The sequence below is a fragment of the Prevotella sp. P6B4 genome (assembly GCF_000619985.1).
Taxonomy (GTDB): Bacteria; Bacteroidota; Bacteroidia; order Bacteroidales; family Bacteroidaceae; genus Prevotella.
Window position 1 is genome coordinate 1 of sequence record NZ_JHVE01000001.1, and the last position, 19,705, is coordinate 19,705.

The window sequence follows — 19,705 nt, forward strand, 5'->3', positions numbered from 1 at the left end:
GAGAAGTAGCGGATTTTGCATTTCTGCAAACTGTCGGTCGATTCTGGCACCATGCCAGACAGATTAATCTGACCATAGACCGATATCGCTCCAGATAGCAATAATGGTAGGAATAATTTCAGTTTCATTTGTAATATATTGTTTGTAATAATCACTTTCTCCGCCCCTTGACTTCTCCTCCCTATTCCAGCCATTTTCTATATAATTCATAGGGGACGGAAGAGGACAGCTTGTTTAAGACTATATGAGTAGAATCATTGGAAAGTAATACCCATAACGTGTCTGGATGATGACTTCCTGGGAAAGCTTTTGCTATACCAAATTCAACGCCATATCTCCCGCTAAAGAAAGCTTTGCAATCTTCTATCTGAATGGAATCAGGTCTTCTGCTAATGATTTTCCAATTACCATATTCTTTCACTTCCCGATTAAGACTTTGAATCTTGTTCTTTTTAAAATCGTATACCGAATATGGAAGTTTAACTTTTCTATTTTGGAATTTGAAGTTCCCCAACAAAGCATAAGATATGCTATTTCGCTCAGCTATCGAAAAACTATTATCAACTGTCGACCAACCTATGATTTTAAATTCTATAGATGATTTGAATTGAATACTATTACTCACAATATAAATTGTGAAAACAAGTATTACTGCTATTGCAATAATAATTGTTCTTTTTACGTCTCTTCTGTTTAGAAGTTTAATTGCCGTTTTAATAATAGGCTTAATCATCAGTTATCTCCTTGTTGATACCATAAATTCATGATAGAAGGGCTCACAATAACAATCTAAACAAGCCTCAATATCGTTTTAATGCTTTTAAATTATTGTGGCTTTTGAGCTGCAAATACTTTATTTAACTCTTTCTCCAATTTACCTTTCTTCTGTAATTTCAGATAGTTCTCCAGTAAATCAACCTTGCCAGTCAACTCACTATTTGGCACATAGAACTGAAGCAGAATGTCGATAGCATAGTTGAAATGCTTCTCGTCAAGTTCCTTCATGTTATCTTCCAGACAATAATAGCTATACGAGGCAAGATAAGCCACAAAGTAAGCCAAGGTCTTTTCTGAGGTGGCTAACGAAGCTATCTCTTCTCCTACAGGGATGTTCACATCGGCACTGGCTTCTGTCCAGTTAATGATATACTGTGCAGCCTGATTAATCTGAGGGGCACTTATCTTATGAGTAAGATAGTACTGGATACACTTCATGGCATCAGAGTTGTGATCCCTACAAATGGCATCGCTTGTAAATTTGATAGGTTCTGGAAGATCAACGATACCGTCGGCCTTCTCTTTTTTTAGTTTCTCGATTGTTTTTTCTGTTTCTTGAGCTCTTTTCTGGTCATCAATAGCCAAATAGTATTTTTGAAGGAATGGCAGCTCGTCGATGTATTCGTCAGAATGCTTTCCCAGTACATTCCTAATGACATTCAGTGCTCGTAACTCATGTTTCAAGGCTTCCTGATGATCTCCGTTATAATGGCATGATTCTGCCATGCGCATCAGAATAATGGCGAGGTCATAATCGTTTCGGTTCAACTGCTCATAAATGGTCAGTGCCTTCCTGCAGTTTTCTTTTGCCTTGGCATACTCCTCAAATGAAATCTGATAGAGGGAGAGGTTATCAAGATAGAAGGCATACATTGAGTTGCTGTTACTGATATTATCCCCATATAGTTGTATTGCTTTCTCTATGGTGTCTGCTGCTTTTTGTGGTTGTTTGTCCCTAAAATACAGTTTTGCAGAGAATGCCAACTCTTTGATATAAGAAGAGTCTTTCTCGCTGTATAGAGATTTAAGAATAAACAACTCGCGCTCTTTGGCCTTGATGGCGTCTGCGTATCTTTGTTGGTTCATCAGTTTAATGGTGAGTGAGTCTAACTTATCTGCCTGTTGCCTGGTTATTTCGTCATTCTGAGCCCCTGCGGCAAGATAAAACGCCATTGTAATGAGTGTTAACAATAGTCTGTACATCGTTGTAATAATAAAGTTTCTGAAGTATTTGTATATAATAATGTGAATGATTGGTATTTGTTGAGTTATACCACATCCACCACGGTTAAGACATGGCCTGCAACCTTGAAGCGGATGTCGAATCTGAGGAAAGGCATGCCGTAGATACGGTCGGGATCATCGTGGTAACGGGGACGAGGATCTTGCTCGAGGGTGGCGATGAGTGAGGTTATCTTGTCGGCAGGGATGCGGGCTGCCAGCGTATCGGGAAACTCTACCTGAAGGGGCTGCCACTCGGTCTGATCGACAAAGCCACTGCGGGCTTCGGGATGGGCATCGGCATAGGCCACATAGGGTTTGATGTCGTAGATAGGTGTGCCATCCATCAGGTCGGCACCACGCACGTAGATGACGGGACCAAGTTTGGGGTCGTTCTCCACACGGTCGAGGCGCACGCACGACAAACCGAGGTTGTTGGGACGGAATGGTGAGCGGGTGGCAAAAACACCCATGCGCTGGTTGCCGCCTAAACGGGGCGGACGAACGGTGAGGCTCTTCTCAGCATCGCGGTTGGCCGAGAACTCCCATACTATCCACAGGTAGTCGAAGGCTTCGATGCCGCGTACAGCATCGATCTGACGGTATGCCGGGGCCAGGATGATACGCCCCGTCAGATCGGGTACTAATCCGCTCTGACGAGGAATACCAAACTTTGTGGGAAATGGCGATTCGAAATGGGCTATGGGCTGTATTTCCATACTCTAATCCTGGAATTGGAAAACAAAGTCTTCGAGTGTACAGATCGACTTGTTCTTGGTCTTTGACTTGAAGACGAAGTAGAGGGCATGCTTGCCGGCGAGGTATTTCTCTTTGGCTTCGTTAGTGATGCCTGCTGCCGCCGCATAGGTTTCGTTCATCATGTCGGCCTTCAGTTCCAGCTGCCCGATCTTCTTACCGCCTTGTGAGGCCCAAGGACGGTCGAGCATAATGTCGATCGTACCGTCGATACCCTCTGGAACGAGGTTGATACAGAGGAATAGATTGGCTTTGTTGGCCAGACGTTTGGCGTCGAAGTTGAAGTACTTATAGCCAACAATAGAACCATCGGTATTGTTAACCACGCGGTTGGTGTTGTTCTTGATGCTATAGGGCTCGTCGAAGTTTGAGTCGGTGCCATAGCCTGCCTCGACATACGAACCCGAGAAGATGTTGTTGGGATACTCGTGAACGACGGGCTTGGGGCCAGTGAGCCAGCAGGCGATACCTGCGGAATGGCGCTCGAAGGGATCGAGGCCGTTCAGTGAGAAACCATTGCTGTTATACTCACCCTCGCTGATCTCTACCTTACCGCCCTTGCCGGGTTCTACTAACACCTGGATTGGGGCCACCATAGCCTGACGGGCATATTCGTTGGTGCCGGTCTGACGGTGGTAGAACACGTACCACTGACCATTGATCTCGCAGATGGAGCCATGGGTGTTGCCGTGGGGAACAGCAGAGGCAATGGTGTCGCCCTTTTCATTCACCTCGCGGCCACGACCGTCGATGATAGTGCCGCCATAGGTCCAGGGACCCAGCGGCTGGTCGCTGTAGGCATAGGCCAGGGTGTAATTGGTGGCAGGCAAGCCAAACTCGCCCTCCTCGCTGATACGACTATAGATGAACACGTACTTATCCTGGATCTTGCGGAGGCTCGATGCCTCAAAGAATCTGAATACCCCCTCTTCCTTGCTGCTTGAAATCATGCCGTCGATGATTTGAGTGCCGGGTTTGACGGTGCACATGGTCGAAGGATCTATCTCTGCAGCATAGGAATGCTCAAATCCCCAGTAGCCATACACGCGACCGTCGTCATCGACAAACACTGCGGGGTCGAAACCATAGACGCCCTCAACCTGGTTGGGATTGTTCTCCTTCCAGTTGCATACCTCGAAAGGACCGTCGGGGCGCTTGCTCTTGGCTATCAGCGCATTGCGACCGCCTGTCTGGTCGTTGGGGAAGAGGTAATAGGTGTTCTGACCTGTGGTGTCGGTGGCACAGGCAACATCTGGGGCAAACAGTACGTCGGCAGTGCCGGCAGAATCGAAGGCTTCGCCACGGGCGTTCTTGTTGACCATGAGAATGATACCGTCGTAGCGCCAATGATTGAGATCATCGACCGATGCCGACCATACCACCTGGTCGCGGCCGCAATACATATCCTTCAGATTGTCGTGCGAACCATAGATGTACACACGTTTCTTGCCAGGATTGTCGGGATCGTCGAACACGTAAGGCTCGCCATCGGGGATGTGCTCCCACAGGGGCAGATAGGGGTTGCCTACGGTGCTGAGCGTAGTAACTTCTTGAACAGGCGCAACAGCAGCTTTCTGGTTGCACGATGTGGCGAACAGTGTGCAGCATACTGCGCCAAGGGTCAGTTTCAGTACATTTGTCTTCATCTGTTTAATAATCTTAGGTTGATAACTTGCGTGCAAAAATACAAAAAAAGTTTGAAAGTGTGTATCACATAACAGATTTTTTCGTATATTCGCACCATAGTTACGCTAATTTAAAACATAAACGCTTATGAAAGTAGGAATTCCAAAGGAAATCAAGAACAATGAGAACCGTGTGGGTATGACCCCAGCGGGAGTAGCCGAACTGACACGTCGTGGCCATGAGGTGAGTGTACAACACACGGCAGGCGATGGGAGCGGCTTCAGCGACGACGACTATGTGAAGGCCGGCGCACGCATCCTGCCAACTATCGAGGCGGTGTATCGCGAGTGCGACATGATAGTGAAGGTGAAGGAGCCGATTGAGCCCGAGTATGAGTTGGTAAGGCCCGGTCAGTTGCTGTTTACCTATTTCCACTTTGCCTGTGAAAAGGAATTGACAGAGGCGATGCTGAAGAGCAAGGCGGTATGTCTGGCTTATGAAACGGTGCAGTTGCCTAACGGTTCGCTGCCGTTGCTGCAACCTATGAGTGAGGTGGCAGGACGTATGGCTACGCTGAATGGTGCCTACTATCTGCAGAAGACCAAGGGCGGAAAGGGCAAGCTGATTAGTGGCGTGCCTGGTGTAAGTCCTGCCAAGGTGTTGGTGCTTGGCGGTGGTGTGGTAGGTGAGGCTGCTGCACTGATGGCTGCCGGACTGGGTGCCGACGTGACCATTGCTGACATCTCGTTACCCCGACTGCGCCAGCTCGACATCGAGACGCCCGCCAACGTGCATACCTTGTATTCGTCGGAACATAACATCCGACAGATGTTGCCTACGGTGGATATCGTAGTGGGTAGTGTACTGGTGCCAGGCGACAAGACGCCACACCTGATTACACGCGACATGCTACGCTTGATGGAACCGGGTACCGTTTTGGTGGATGTGGCTATCGACCAAGGTGGCTGCTTTGAGACATCGCACCCCACCACGCATAGCGAGCCGGTATATACCGAAGAAGGTATTGTACACTATTGCGTGGCCAATATCCCGGGCGCTGTGCCTAACACTTCGACACTCGCTCTTACCAACGCCACGCTGCGCTATGCTATAGCTTTGGCCGACAAGGGCTGGCAGCAGGCTTGTAAGGACGATCCAGCACTGGCCAAGGGTCTGAACATCGTTGAAGGCAAGGTGACATTCAAGGCTGTAGCCGATGTGTTCGGTTTGCCGTACGAACCCATAGCATAAAAAATAAAACCTCCGCCAACTGGCGGAGGTTCTTATTTAGAAGTATCGAATAATCGATTATCCGAGCTTACCGTCTGAACCGAGTACGTTCACAATCTTGTGGATGTACATCTTCTTCATGTTCTCACGAGCGGGCTTCAGGTACTGGCGAGGATCGAAGTGATCGGGGTGCTCAGCCAGGTACTGACGGATAGCAGCAGTCATAGCCAGACGAGAGTCAGAGTCGATGTTGATCTTGCAAACAGCGCTCTTAGAAGCCTCGCGGAGCTGCTCCTCGGGGATACCTACAGCGTCGGGCAGGTTACCACCGAACTTGTTGATGGTGTCAACCTCGTCCTGAGGAACTGAAGATGATCCGTGGAGAACGATGGGGAATCCAGGAAGCTTAGCCTCGATCTCGTGCAGAACGTCGAATGCGAGTGGGGGAGGAACGAGCTTACCAGTCTTGGGGTCACGTGTGCACTGCTCGGGCTTGAACTTGTAAGCACCGTGTGAAGTACCGATAGAGATAGCCAGAGAGTCGCAACCTGTGCGTGTAGCGAAGTCGATAACCTCCTCAGGCTTGGTGTAGTGAGACTCCTCAGCTACAACCTCGTCCTCAACACCAGCCAGAACGCCGAGCTCAGCCTCAACAGTTACATCGTACTGGTGAGCGTAGTCAACAACCTTCTTGGTCAGGGCGATGTTCTCCTCGTAGGGCAGTGAAGAACCGTCGATCATAACGCTAGAGAAGCCCATGTCGATACAATCCTTGCAGAGCTCGAAGCTATCACCGTGGTCGAGGTGAAGAACAATCTCAGGATGCTCGCATCCCAGCTCCTTAGCATACTCTACAGCACCCTCAGCCATGTAACGCAGAATAGTAGCGTTAGCATAGTTACGAGCACCCTTAGAAACCTGCATGATAACAGGTGACTTGGTCTCAACAGCAGCCTGTACGATAGCCTGCATCTGCTCCATGGTGTTGAAGTTGAAAGCGGGGATAGCGTAGCCACCAGCTACTGCCTTCTTGAACATCTCGCGAGTATTCACGAGTCCTAATTCCTTGTAATTAACCATAATATCTAAAAGTTTAAATGAATAATTGCCACTTTAACGCCTGCAAAGGTACAAAAAAAAGTAAAAAGGTAAAGAAGTAAAAGGGTAAAAGTTACTAATGAGTTCTTATTTTATCACTTTTTTACTTTTCTTCCCTTCTACTTTTTTACCTTTTGTAAAACGCAGTTTGCAATCTTATACCAGCGTATGCTCGTCGAAATACTTCTGAACGTCGTCCTTATAGTTGTCAGAAATAGGTATCTGGACACCGTTGAACACAATGTGGAAACGCTCTACAGTAGGCGTTTCGGTCATGTGAACGATGAACGAGCGGTGGGTACGCAGGAACTCGGGCTTGGGCAGATACTCCTCAAGCTTTTTCATCGACATGAGCGACATGACTTTCTCATCGTTTTTCATGTAGAAGCGGACATAGTCCTTCAGACCTTCGATATACAGAATGTCGTCGAGACATACGCGCTGCAGCTTATAGTCGCTCTTGACAAACATGAAGCGGTCGCGGCGATACACGTCCTGCTTGTTAGAGATACTAAACCACTCGAGCGCCTTGTCGGTTGATTTCAGAAAATCGTCGAACGAGATAGGTTTGAGCAGATAGTCGAGTGCCTTAACCTTAAATCCCTCGATGGCGTACTGAGGGAATGCCGTGGTAAAGATTACCTTGGTTTCTCTTGGTAGGATCTTGGCAAACTCAATGCCGCTCAGTTCGGGCATCTGAATGTCGAGAAACAGTAACTGGACTGGGTTTTCACGTAGGTTTTTCATCGCCTCAATGGCGCTGTTGTAAGTACCTTCAAGACTCAGGTAGGGAGTCTTTTTGGCGTAACTCTCCAGCAGACCTGCTGCCAGAGGCTCATCGTCGATAATGGCACATGTAATCATCATAAATAAATATGTATAGTTGAAGTGTAAATTTTCTGATCCTTGGATACGCCTTTCTCCCAGGTATAACATCCGGGATAGGACAGCTCGAGTCGGCGTTGTACCTGACTGAGTCCGATACCGTGACCGCTGCGGTCCTCATGCGTCTTGGGATGGTAAGAGTTCTCTATTTGACACATAATCTCATGCTCAGTAGCTGTGATGCTGATATGTACGAAGCTGGGCTCGGTGGGACTGACACCATGCTTAAATGCATTCTCGATCAGTGAGATGAAGATAAGTGGGGCAACCTTGATGCTGGGCAGTGCTACCTGACGGTGGAACGTTACCTCAACATTCTGTGCTAAGCGAATCTTCATCAAGTTGATGTAATTCTCGATAAATGTCATCTCGTCGGTCAGCGTTACTTCGCGCTCCTGATTATCATAGAGCAGGTGGCGCAGCATTTTCGAGAGCTGTTGGATAGCATCCTGAGCGCGCGATTGGTCAATGGCAGTCAGGGCGTAGATGTTATTCAGTGTATTTAGCAGGAAGTGGGGGTTGATCTGTGAGCGCAGATTCTTCAGCTCGCTTTGGACACGTGCTGTCTCTGATTCCCTCAGCTTCTGTTCGGCTGTAACCCATTTGCGTGCCAAGGCCAGTGCGGTGGAACCACCAGCAAAGATGCAGAAGTTCAGACCCTCGCGCAGGATGTTGGTCACATCGTTAATCGCGTCGTCGAAACGCAGGTGTACACCGAAGATGTCATTGGTAAAGCCGGTCCAATAGTGAAGTGTGATACTAAATACTGTAATCATTGCCACGTTGATGAGAAGGTCGTAGCGATGTTTGCCTGCCACGAAGAGCTTAGGCGCCAGATACAAATAGTTCAGATAGAATACTATCATCAGCATTGCTGGCTGCATGCAATACATCAGGTACTGCAAAAACTTGATTCCTGTGCCTCTCCAGTATGTAAGAGGCGACAGGAACATAAATGCCCAAAGGGCTACATGGCATAAGCCTGCTAAATGTTTATTCATAATTTTTTAGTTATTCATGACGGATGGCTTCTATAGGATCCATATTTGCTGCCTTCTGGGCTGGGATATAGCCAAACAGAACGCCGATAAACACACAAACCAGGAATGATACGTAGATACTCCAGGCTGGTACGCTCGATGGCATGCCGAAAGAGGCTACAAACGTGCTGGCTCCAACCCCCACTATCACACCTATCAGTCCTCCTGTGACGGATATCAGAACCGACTCGATGAGGAACTGCAATGAGATGACAGGACCCGTGGCACCTACTGCCATGCGCAAGCCAATCTCCTTGGTGCGCTCGGTAACCGATACCAGCATGATATTCATGATGCCGATACCTGCTACAAGCAGTGAGAAGGCTGCTGCTACCACCAGAATGATGGTTACGGTGTCCATGGTACTCGACATGGTTTCCATCATCTCGGCTTGTGAACGGATGGTGAAATCATCGTCGGCATCATCTTTCAGTTTGTGATTGCCGCGCAGAATCTGAGTAAGTTCCTCAATAGCTGCATCAGAGAGCTCTTCGGTAACGGCCGAGCAGACAATGCTTGAGAAATAGGTCTGGGCGGCTATGCGCTTCATGACTGTAGTGTAAGGCGCAATAATCACATTATCCTGGTCCATGCCCCACGAGTTGTAACCTTTTGACTTGAGTACACCGATGATACGCATGGGGATTGACTTGAATCGGATTGTCTTTCCAATAGGGTCGACATTATCGCCAAACAGTTCCTTGACGATGGTGGCACCTACCACACAGACCTTAGCGGCCTTCTTGATGTCCTCTTCGGTGAAACATTCGCCTTCCTCGATGGTCCACAGACGGATGTCGAGATAGTCGATAGATTCACCATACATCGAGGCGTTAGTGTTTTTGCTGCCATAGATGGCCTGACCGCTGGCGGTAACCTCGGGCGATACCTTGGTGACAAAGCGCTTCTCGCGAATGATACGCTCATAATCAGCCATCTTCAGAGTCTGCATGCTCGACGGGTCTTGGCGCACACCACCTCGCATATCAGCACCCGGACGGATAGTGAGCAGGTTGGTGCCCATCGTTGATAGTTCGGCTCGGATGCTCTCCTTTGAGCCTTGGCCGATGCTCATCATGATGATGACTGCTGCCACACCGATGATGATACCCAGCATGGATAGGAACGAGCGCATCTTATTGTTCGCTACGGCCTTCAGACTTACTTTAAACAGATTCAGTATATTCATTATTCACTATTCACTAATCACTATTTACTAATCAATCATCCTGTGGAGCTGGCAACTGCGCCAGCGCTTCGGCTGCCGACTTGATATTGGTATTGATGGTGTCCTCGCGAATCTTGCCGTCGCGCAGATTGATGTTACGGCTCGAATACTCGGCGATTTCAGGGTTGTGGGTCACGAAGATAATGGTGTGCCCCTGACGGTAGAGCTCCTGAAAAAGCACCAGCATCTCAAATGAGGTACGTGTGTCGAGGTTACCAGTAGCCTCGTCGGCTAATAGTACAGCAGGGTCGTTAACCAGGGCGCGGGCAATAGCTACACGCTGCATCTGACCACCCGACATCTGGTTCGACTTGTGGTACATACGGTCCTCCAATCCAACAGCCTTCAGGGCTTCCATCGCCTTCTGGCGGCGTTCTGCTGCAGAAATCTCTGAGTTATACATCAGCGGCAACTCTACGTTCTCAAGAGCTGTGGTCTTGGGCAGCAGATTGTAGTTCTGGAACACGAATCCAATCTTGCGATTACGCAGTTTGGCGCGCTGTATCTTCGACATGGTGCGAACAGCGACACCATCCAGCAGATATTCGCCGCTGGTGGGCGTGTCGAGACAACCCAACTGATTCAAGAGGGTTGACTTTCCTGAGCCCGATGTGCCCTGAATGGTCACGAACTCGCCCTCGTAGATCTTGAACGAGACACCGCGCAAGGCTTTCACCGTCTCACTGCCTACCTGGAAGTAACGCTTCACATTCTGCAGTTCGATGACTACTTTCTTATCTTCTTCCATATTATCTCTTTGGGGCTCCGCCACCATTTTGACCACTCTTGTTGTTATTGTTTCTTGGGCGTGGCATGAATGGGTTACCAGCCTGCTGTTGTTCGGTTTCGGCAGCACCACCACTGATGTTGAAGTCTGATAAAACCTCTGTACCCTCCTTGATGCCACTGATTATCTCGGTCATCATACCATTGGTAGTGCCGATCTCTACTTTGTGGGCTTTAAATACTGTTCCCTCCTTGGTCCATAGCTTGTGGTCGCCCTCGCAGTCCTCGATGGTCTCTCCCTTCTGGAGGAAGGCCTCGTTGGGCTGGAAGCGTAGCGCCTTGGCGGGGACTGCCAGCACATCGTTCTTTTCGAGTGTGAAGATGGTCACATTGGCAGTCAGACCAGGTTTCAGTTTTAAATCTGCATTAGGCGCAGAGATAACAACCTCGTAGGTCACTACATTACTCTCTGTGGTAGCCTGCTGGCGCACCTGAGTGACACGTCCCTCGAACTGATCATCGGGGAAAGCATCGACAGTGAAGCTAACACGCTGACCTTCCTTTACACCACCTATGTCGGCCTCGTCGATATCGGCAATCACACGCATGTCAGTCAGATCCTGAGCGATGACAAACAGCTCTGGTGTATTGAAAGATGCTGCCACGGTCTGGCCCTCTTCAACAGATTTTGAGAGGATGACACCATCGATAGGTGATGTAATGGTGGCATAACCTAAGTTGGTCTGTGCTTTCTGTACATTCTCTTTCGATGAGTTTACCTGCTCCTTGGCCTGCAGATACTGCAGTTTGGCACTCTCGTATTCGTCGGCGCTTACCAATCCCTTTTCGTGCAGTTCCTTATACCTATTATAATTAGCTAACTGGTAATTGAGCGAACTCTGTGCGCTACTCAGGTTGGCCTTGGCGGTATTCAATTCGCTGATCAGATTGGTACGGTCGAGTTCGGCAATCACCTGACCCTTCTTGACAACTGAGTTATAGTCGACATACAGATGACTGACGATACCACTAACCTGAGTACCTACCGTTACACTTGTCACTGGCTCGATGGTGCCAGTAGCGGTAATACTGGTCTGGATGTTGGTCTTTTCTACCTTGGCGGTGTCGAAGGTAATTTTCTCATCCTTTTTACCTCCTGTGCATTTTACCAATGCTACAATGATGATGGCGGCCACAACGCCAATGCCTATCCATCCTTTTTTACCGATTTTTTTCATATGTCTTATCACTATTCACTTTTCACTATTCACTAATCACTATTCACTATTTTACTTCTCCTGTTTCGTAGAACTTCAACATCTGCTGGTTGTAGATGGTCTGGTACTTAGACTGCAGCTGGTTCTGCTGAGCCGACAGGAGATTGTCCTTCCCAGTCATCAGTTCTACAATATTCTTTAATCCCAGTCGGAACTGTTCTGACAATAGATCATAGCTTTGCTGCTCGCTTTCGACCGTAGCGCTGGCTGCACGATACTTCTGTTGGTTGGTCTGGGCGTTCAGCCAATATTCCTGTATGGTGGAGTAGAGGGTCTTCTGTTGATCCAATAAGTCTAATTGTGCTGACTGCTGCTGGATTTTGGCTTTGTTGACAGAAGTCTTGGTTGAGCGACCATCGAAGATGGGGACACTGACCGATACACCTGCCATGGCATCGAAGTTGGTCTTTATCTGTTTTCCCCAGCCATTGGAACTCAACGAATTGGTGCTGGTGCCGAAACTTCCTGATACACTCAGTGTGGGTAACCATCCGGCTTTGGCGATACTCAGGTTGACGTCGCTGCTCTTGATGGCTAACTTTGAACGTTCTATCTCCGGACGATTGGTTAAAGCCTGTTCATAGACTCTTTGTAGTGAGGGCACCTCTTTCATCACCATGGCATCGGTAATCTCGGGGATGGCCACATCAAACTCTGTCTCGTCGGTTATTTCCAACAGTTGTTTCAGTTGGAGCTTGTAGTTGAGCAGTTGGCTGCGTGTCTCTACGATGTTGTACTCGTCGGTAGCACGCTGGGCGGTTAGCTGGGCCAGATCGGCCTTCGACATCTTACCCACGTTAACCATTTCGCGACCGCGCTCCTCGTTTTTCTTGGCGGTTTCCAGCATTTGCTCGTTTACCTTGACATTCTCGTCGAGATATAGTATCTGGGTATATATCTGTGCGATGCGCTCCTGAATAGAGTTGGCTGTCTCTTGGGTCTGTAGCTCTGCCTGCTCTTCGGCTATCTGATTCAGCTTAACGGTGTTGGTATTGCGCCCGCCATTCCACACTGTCCATTGGGCGTTGATGGCATACGAACCATTATAGTAGGTCTTGTCGACCTTGGTGTTCACCATACCGTTGGTTACGGTAGATACACCCGAATCCTTCCATGGCTGATAACCAATGCTCTGGTTGGTCGAGGCGTTCACAGTAGGCAGTAGCGCACCTTTCGAACCTTTCAGGTCTTCGGTAGCGCTCTGTTTCTGCAGTTTTGATTTCTGCAAGGTGATGTTATTCTCCATTGCGTAGTCAATACATTCCTGCATAGTCCATTTTTTCTGAGCCGATGCTGTGATTGCCAGCAGGGCCAGACCTAATACTATCGCTCTTTTCTTCATATTAATCATATTTGATTTCGTCGGCAAAGGTACGAAGTTTATCGATAAGTTCCAAATTTTTTATACAAATAATTGACGGTTAGTAGATTATAACCGCCAATTAGTCGATAAAATGATATTTTCTTAATTTTTTGTTAATTATTGAATCATACCCAGATCCTTGATACGCCGTTCGAAGTTCTCACGATTGTCAAGGGCACCGTTCTTGATACGGGCGCGATAGTTGTATATCGTGTTGACCGAATAGTGCAGGAACTCAGCAATCTTTGATGAGTCTTCAATGCCCAAGCGTATCAGCGCAAAGATACGGATTTCTGTCGTCAGCCGGTTCTCTTCTTTGGGCGTGACGCGCATCTCTGGTTGCAGAAGCGCGTTAAAATCATTGACGAAGTTCGGGAACAGATGCAAGAACACCGAGTCGAAGTTCTGGTATAGTTCCTCCAGCTCCTTCTCTTTTAGCTCTGTCGACTTCGACATCAGGAACAGATCTTCCAACTCCTTGTTCTTCATCTTCTTGTTCACCATTTTGCGATAGTTGTCAAGTTTATCGATATACTGTGAGCAGAGACTCATGAACCGTCCGATATACTCCTCCTTTACCCGGTTACTCTCAGAGAGTTGAGAGTTGAGGGTTGAAAGTTGGGCATTCAGGGTTGAGAGTTCTTTTGTCTGTTCGGCCAGTTGACTGTTAGCGGTGGCCAACTCGTCGTTCTTTCCTTTTAAAGCCATTCGTGCCGTATCGAGCTGACGGTTGCGGCGATGCAGGAAGAATAAGACACCTAACAATAACAACAGCAGCATACTGATTGCTCCCAGCGTTATACGCAACTGGTTGGTAGTGTGTTCGCTTTGCGACTTGTAGTTCTTGGCAATATGTGTGAGTAGAGGTGCTATCTGCCAGTTACGTTGGCGCGAACCATAGCGATTGGCGCAATCACTGGTAAAACTGATGTAGCTGGAGGCCTTGTCGATATAACCGCTAAGCATGAGTTCATTAGCTAATTCCCACATAGAACCTTGGTCCATGGCTGCATTGCGGATGTCGGCCAGTACTGATTCTACCAGCCAGTGTATCATCTGTTCTTTGTCGCCTCTCAACTTGAATTCTATGTAACGGTATAGGGCTACCATTGCGTAAGGATGGCTACCTGGTTCTACGGTTTTCAGCCACTCATCGTTAATGCGCATACCTTCATCTAATTTCCCCTCGCCTTGTGCTTGCTGTTCGCGTCGCAGGAAACAGGTCTCGTAGGTGGGTGGGAGGAATTGGAACATGAGCTGTTTATAGCGGTTGGCTTGGGCTTGGTACCTCTGTTTCATGTGGTCAAGTCGTGTATAGTAGGCCAGCTCGCTGTATACATTATTATAAGCTTCGTAGTAGATGCCGAGCGATAACGTGTCTATACCTGTCGGACGGATAGAATCCAGGATGTCGAGTGCTTCATCATACATACCGATGTTTGCACATCTGATAGCCATCAGCGCACGGCATTTGACCGAACTTGAAGCATCATCCATACCATCAGCCAACTTGATGCACTCTCCCAGAAAATACATGGCGGAATCGCTTACAAATGGTTTGTAAAGTTCATATAACTGGAAATTCCGCTCGTATTTTTCTTTAGCATTTGCTCCTAATGCCAGTGCGTGCCTTACTTCATTGATTTTCTTCTCATGCGCAGCTACATAGTCGGCCGAATGTTCTATTGCTTCGTCTATCTGGCGGCAGTATTCCTCCAGATCTAATTGCTTGTCTGCCAACATGATGCCGGACATCATCAGTAATATGCTAATTAGTAGTCCTTTTTTCATTTCCTATTTTAGTATTTTTCCTTTATGCACTGTCATCATTAGTTGTATTGTTTTGGGTGCAAATATACATATTTTTTAGGAAATAATAAAAAAAGCCTGGAAATATTTTTATTCCCAGACCTTTTTTGTGTAATCCTGTAACAATCTTTCTTTTTTTTGGAACTACTAATTACTAACTAATATCAACTATGTATGTACCTAAAATTAATACTTATGTATGAGTATGAAATCTATCTTAGCTGGAATGTGCATTTGGTTGGGAGCTGGTTTGAGGCTGTACCGATCAGGGCTTCGAATCGTCCTGGCTCGGTGCGCCAGTTGCTTGTTGTCTCGTCGTAATAACTGAGTGCGTCGGTACCAATGGTGAGGGTTACGTTGCGTGTCTCACCAGGCTGGAGGCTGACTTTCTCAAAAGCCTTGAGCTCCTTGACGGGACGGTCTACTGTACTCCGCTTAGAGGAAATATAGAGTTGTATGGTCTCGCTACCAGCTCGTTTGCCGGTATTAGTGACGGGTACTGTGAAACTGATCTGACCACCTTCAGTGAGCTCTGCTTTATTGGCTGTGGCTTTACCTAACTTGAATGTAGTATAGCTGAGTCCATGTCCGAATGCGAAGAGCGGCTTAATCTTTCTGCTGTCGGTCCAGCGATAGCCTACATAGATACCTTCTTTATATTCCTCGTCAATAATCTTATAATCATCGCGCCAAGTTCCGGGATAGCTGCCTGTGGCGTGGGCGCCGCATTGGTCGAGTGATGCATACCAGGTGAATGGCAGTTTGCCTGATGGATTGACATCGCCTGCGAGAACGGATGCGATAGCTTCGCCTGCTTCAGAACCGATGAACCAAGCCTGAACCACTGCGGGAACCTTCTGGATCCACGGTAGGGTAGCACCATTACCAGAGATGTTGACGTAGACCAAGCGGGGATTCACTTTGAGAATAGCCTCGATGACCTCGTTCTGAGCGTATGGCAACTCGTAGTTCTTGCGGTCGTGACCTTCGCAATCCTGATGGTTACTCTTGTTAAGGCCTCCCACGAAGATAACGACATCTGCCTGACGAGCCTTTTCTACTGCCTCGGCGGTGAGCTCTGCCTGCGAGCGGGTTTCGTAGAGTGAACGACCTACAGTCACACCATTGTAACTCTGAACGGTGTCGCCTACGTAACCTCGGACATAGTCAACATCGATACCTGCGAAGCGAGCTTTGATACCGTCGAGGGGGAGAATCTCACGCTGTGCTTTGAGCGATGAGGATCCTCCACCAACGGTCATCATTTTGATGGCGTTTTCGCCAACAACCAGAACCTTCTTGGTCTTTGACAAATCAAGTGGCAGCAACGTTTCGTTTTTCAATTCTTTCATCTTATCATTCTTCATCAGAACGATGCCCTCCTGGGCGATTCTAAGTGCTGCCTGATAGTGACTCTCAGAGCAAAGAAATCCGTAAGGTTTCTGTCGGTTCATTGTTGTACGATAGAACAAACGAAGCACGCGACGAACTTTTTCATCGAGCTCCTTTGTGCTATATTTGCCCTCTTGAATCAGTTTTTTGTAGGGCAAAGCGAGATAGTAGTTGTCGTAAGCATTGGTGGCACCCATGGTAAGACCATCGGTCCATGATCCAAACTCCAGGTCAAGACCATTATTGATGGCCTCTTCGGTGTTGTGACAACCGCCCCAGTCGCTGATGACTACTCCATCAAAGCCCCAGTCCTTTTTCAGGATTTTGTTGAGCATGATGCTGTTATGGCAGTTGTGCTGACCTTTATATAGATTGTAGGCACCCATGATGCTCCAGGCACCACCCTCCTGAACCGCCGCCTTGAAAGCGGGGAGATAAATTTCGTGGAGCGCACGATCAGAAATGACTACATTAACCTGATGGCGATATTCTTCGTCGTTATTCAACGCATAGTGCTTGACACAGGCTGCAACACCTTTTGACTGGAGTCCCTGTACATAGGGAACAACCATACGTGAGGCCAACCAAGGGTCTTCGCCCATATACTCGAAGTTGCGACCGCCCAGTGGTGTGCGGTAGATGTTTACACCAGGGCCTAACATAACATGTTTATTTCTGTAAAGTGCCTCTTCTGCAAGACTTTCTCCATACAGACGCGCCAACTGGGGATTCCATGTGGCAGCCAAGCAGGTGAGTGCAGGGAATGCAACACATGAATCGTTGGTCTGGCCAGCCTGCTCCCATTCATCCCAAAGTACATCAGGACGAACACCATGAGGGCCATCGTCAGTCCATAAATCAGGAAATCCAAGACGTTTAACACCAGGGCTGGAAAACTTAGATTGCGCATGAATCACGGCAATCTTCTCGTCGAGCGTCATACGGCTGAGAGCATCATCGATGCGCTGCTCAATGGGCTTAGTCTCGTCGAGATAAGCTGGCAGACTCTGAGCCTGCGAAGTGGCTGAAGTCGTCATAAGCAACAAAGTTGAAAACAATAGTTTCATCATTTCTACTTGGGTTTTAAGTTTCCGACTGCAAAATTACAATATTATCAGATACGCACAAGGTTATGTAACAAAACAAGTGGAGAAGTTACGCCTTGTATAAAGCGTAACTTCTTGCACTTTAGATAATTACGATATATTTATACACGGGAAAAAGTGGATGAAATATAGTCGTAAGGTACCTTATTTCTTCTCTACGTTGAGGATTCCATTGGCAATACCGGCGCTCAAATCAATGGTAAACTCGAAGATGTCGCCTTCTGTGAGTGTCACACCGTCCTTCAGGAAGATGTTACCATTGTCGCTATCTGCTGCATTTACACGGAACCAATCGTTGTCAGAGTCGAGGTGGTACTCTCCACCCTTACCATTGAATTCTATACCCCAGGTGGGTTGACCGAAGAACTTGAAGTTGATGTCGCTGGCTTTGAGTTGCTGACCCACGGTAAGGGTGATGCGATATTTCCCCTTGGCGATAGGAGCCATGCACTGATCCCAGTCGGGGTCGGTCCACCAGCTTTTGTTGTTGCCTGAGTTGAGGAAAGGCTTGTTTACGCAATCGCTACCGATAATCCAAACAGAACCGGTTCCATCTGCCTGTAGTGTGGCTGGTTTACCCTCGTCGTTAACAGGATAAACCTGTACGTATTGATAGTCGGCATAAGCTTTAATAGCATACTGACCGTTGATGCAAAGGAATGTATAGGTGCCATCACCATTTGCTTTCAGGAAGTCGGGATCGATGTACCAGTCATTATTTACGATACCATCGAACTGCAAGGTCATTCCTTTCTTGAGTGACATGATTTGTGGGTCTTTGTCAGCCAGTGTCACCAGTTGTGTACCCTCACCAGCTCCTTTTTTGATGGTGAGTGGCGCATTTTGCGTGCCACCTGTCAGATCGATAGTGAAGATATAGGTATCGCCCTCGTTCAGCGTGACACCCTCTTTCAGATAGATGTTACCATTGTCGTGACCATTACCGTCGCCCACGCCAAACACGTCGTTGTCGCATACCAGCGAGTAGTCGCTGCCATCACCTTTGAACTCTATACCCCAGTTGGGCTGTCCAAAGAACTTGAAGTTGATGTCGGTAGCAGAGAGTTGTTTGCCAACAGTGAGGGTGAGCTGGTAAACCTTATCCTTAATCTGAGCCGTTGCCTGATCCCATTCTGTACCTGTCCACCAACCATTGTTGTTGGATGAGTTGAGGTAGGGCTTATTGATGCCGTTGCCGCCAATCACCCAGATAGCACCAGATCCGTCAGCCTGTAGAGTGGCAGGCTCGTCGGCTGTACCGCTATATACTTGCAGGAACTTATATCCATTATATGCAGTCAGTGTATAGGTGCCGTCAATAGCACGGAACACATAGTTGCCGTCGTCGTTCAGTTCAAAGAAGTCGGGGTCGATGAACCAGTCTTCATTAACGATACCACCGATAGTGTACTCGCGTCCTTGTTCCAACTGACGGGTCATCACGTTATCTGACTCTGTGAAGTTCAGAGGCTGAATACTGATTTCTTCATTAGGACCATAGCTATAATCACAGATGTTGAAACTTACGGTTACGTTACCTGTTTCGTTAGTGACGAAGTCTATGTTGCCTTTCTGTCCCAGCTCAATCTCAGAACCATTACTACCAAAGCTCCACTTCTCATCCTTGGTCATGAAGTAACCTTTGAAGGCGTTCTGTTTGGTGTTTATGGTAGCAGTATAAAGGTAGTCGTCGCCCTCAGTCATATCGAATGCAGTACCATCATCGGCTATAAACTGTAGTTCTGCGAGGTGTGGACGCTCTACTGTAAGAGGCACCTCGACAATCGTCTTTGAGGTAGTCACATTCTGTAGCGTGAGACGTACGGTTGCATCGCCGTTGGGAATGTACTGTAGGAAGGGTACGTTGAGATTGACAGTGTAGTCGCCAGCTTCCTTGGTACGAATAACCACTTCGTCAACAGACTCGTTGGTGAACAGCAGTTCGGCTTTGAGCGTAGAAAGACGTTCACCAGTCTTGTCTGTACAGTTGACATCGAAAGAAACCGTCTGTCCCATTTCTACACTACCCAAGGCGCTGATGCCAATCAGGGGATCGCCCTGCTGTACAATATTCTTATAATCTTCGTTGATACACGAAGAGAGCATGCATAGTGCTGCGCCCAAGAGCATGCTACCTATTTGAGATATCTTAGTCTTCATAATTATCTATT

At 47.8% G+C, this 19,705-nt stretch carries 15 protein-coding genes; 1 reads left to right on the plus strand and 14 read right to left on the minus strand.

Annotated elements, in window-relative coordinates; all coding sequences use genetic code 11:
* Positions 1-181: 181 nt before the first annotated feature.
* From T491_RS0100010 to T491_RS15280, 4 genes are all read right to left on the minus strand, one after another.
* Complete coding sequence (locus T491_RS0100010; protein WP_028902047.1) at positions 182-733, minus strand: hypothetical protein; 552 nt, start codon at positions 731-733, stop codon at positions 182-184.
* Between the two features lie 92 nt (positions 734-825).
* The gene (locus tag T491_RS0100015; protein ID WP_028902048.1) at positions 826-1,950 is read right to left on the minus strand and encodes a tetratricopeptide repeat protein; all 1,125 of its coding nucleotides are present in this window, start codon (positions 1,948-1,950) and stop codon (positions 826-828) included.
* 95 nt (positions 1,951-2,045) lie between these two features.
* The gene (gene tsaA, locus T491_RS0100020) at positions 2,046-2,717 is read right to left on the minus strand and encodes a tRNA (N6-threonylcarbamoyladenosine(37)-N6)-methyltransferase TrmO (protein ID WP_028902049.1); all 672 of its coding nucleotides are present in this window, start codon (positions 2,715-2,717) and stop codon (positions 2,046-2,048) included.
* Between the two features lie 3 nt (positions 2,718-2,720).
* Positions 2,721-4,400, minus strand: a complete 1,680-nt coding sequence (locus T491_RS15280) for a family 43 glycosylhydrolase (protein ID WP_155949968.1) — start codon at positions 4,398-4,400, stop codon at positions 2,721-2,723.
* Positions 4,401-4,527: 127 nt separating this feature from the next.
* Between T491_RS15280 and ald the strand changes: the two genes are divergently transcribed.
* On the plus strand, positions 4,528-5,631 hold the full coding sequence (gene ald / locus T491_RS0100030; RefSeq protein ID WP_028902050.1) for an alanine dehydrogenase: 1,104 nt from the start codon (positions 4,528-4,530) through the stop codon (positions 5,629-5,631).
* Positions 5,632-5,688: 57 nt separating this feature from the next.
* Here the strand turns inward: ald and T491_RS0100035 are convergent, their stop codons facing one another.
* The 10 genes from T491_RS0100035 to T491_RS15290 all read right to left on the minus strand — a co-directional run bounded on the left by T491_RS0100035 (position 5,689) and on the right by T491_RS15290 (position 19,694).
* Positions 5,689-6,690, minus strand: a complete 1,002-nt coding sequence (locus tag T491_RS0100035; RefSeq protein WP_028902051.1) for a class II fructose-bisphosphate aldolase — start codon at positions 6,688-6,690, stop codon at positions 5,689-5,691.
* A gap of 174 nt (positions 6,691-6,864) precedes the next feature.
* On the minus strand, positions 6,865-7,575 hold the full coding sequence (locus T491_RS0100040; protein WP_028902052.1) for a LytTR family DNA-binding domain-containing protein: 711 nt from the start codon (positions 7,573-7,575) through the stop codon (positions 6,865-6,867).
* On the minus strand, positions 7,572-8,594 hold the full coding sequence (locus T491_RS0100045; protein ID WP_033148329.1) for a sensor histidine kinase: 1,023 nt from the start codon (positions 8,592-8,594) through the stop codon (positions 7,572-7,574). Before T491_RS0100045 ends, T491_RS0100040 begins: the two co-directional genes overlap by 4 nt.
* A gap of 10 nt (positions 8,595-8,604) precedes the next feature.
* Positions 8,605-9,822 carry an ABC transporter permease gene (locus T491_RS0100050; RefSeq protein ID WP_028902054.1) on the minus strand — a complete coding sequence of 406 codons (1,218 nt, stop codon included), beginning with the start codon at positions 9,820-9,822 and terminating at the stop codon, positions 8,605-8,607.
* Positions 9,823-9,853: 31 nt separating this feature from the next.
* Positions 9,854-10,609, minus strand: coding sequence for an ABC transporter ATP-binding protein (locus T491_RS0100055; protein WP_028902055.1), 756 nt, complete (start codon positions 10,607-10,609; stop codon positions 9,854-9,856).
* Position 10,610: 1 nt separating this feature from the next.
* Positions 10,611-11,825, minus strand: coding sequence for an efflux RND transporter periplasmic adaptor subunit (locus T491_RS0100060; protein WP_028902056.1), 1,215 nt, complete (start codon positions 11,823-11,825; stop codon positions 10,611-10,613).
* Positions 11,826-11,871: 46 nt separating this feature from the next.
* Entirely contained in the window at positions 11,872-13,206 is a 1,335-nt protein-coding gene (locus T491_RS0100065; RefSeq protein WP_028902057.1) for a TolC family protein, read from the minus strand.
* Between the two features lie 138 nt (positions 13,207-13,344).
* Positions 13,345-15,018, minus strand: a complete 1,674-nt coding sequence (locus T491_RS0100070) for a DUF6377 domain-containing protein (protein ID WP_028902058.1) — start codon at positions 15,016-15,018, stop codon at positions 13,345-13,347.
* A gap of 230 nt (positions 15,019-15,248) precedes the next feature.
* Positions 15,249-17,498 (minus strand): glycoside hydrolase family 3 C-terminal domain-containing protein, encoded by a 2,250-nt coding sequence (locus T491_RS0100075; RefSeq protein WP_028902059.1) that lies wholly within the window; start codon positions 17,496-17,498, stop codon positions 15,249-15,251.
* Positions 17,499-17,678: 180 nt separating this feature from the next.
* A complete protein-coding gene (locus T491_RS15290; protein ID WP_081773170.1) occupies positions 17,679-19,694 on the minus strand; it encodes a DUF5121 domain-containing protein in 2,016 nt (671 codons plus the stop codon).
* Positions 19,695-19,705 lie beyond the last annotated feature (11 nt).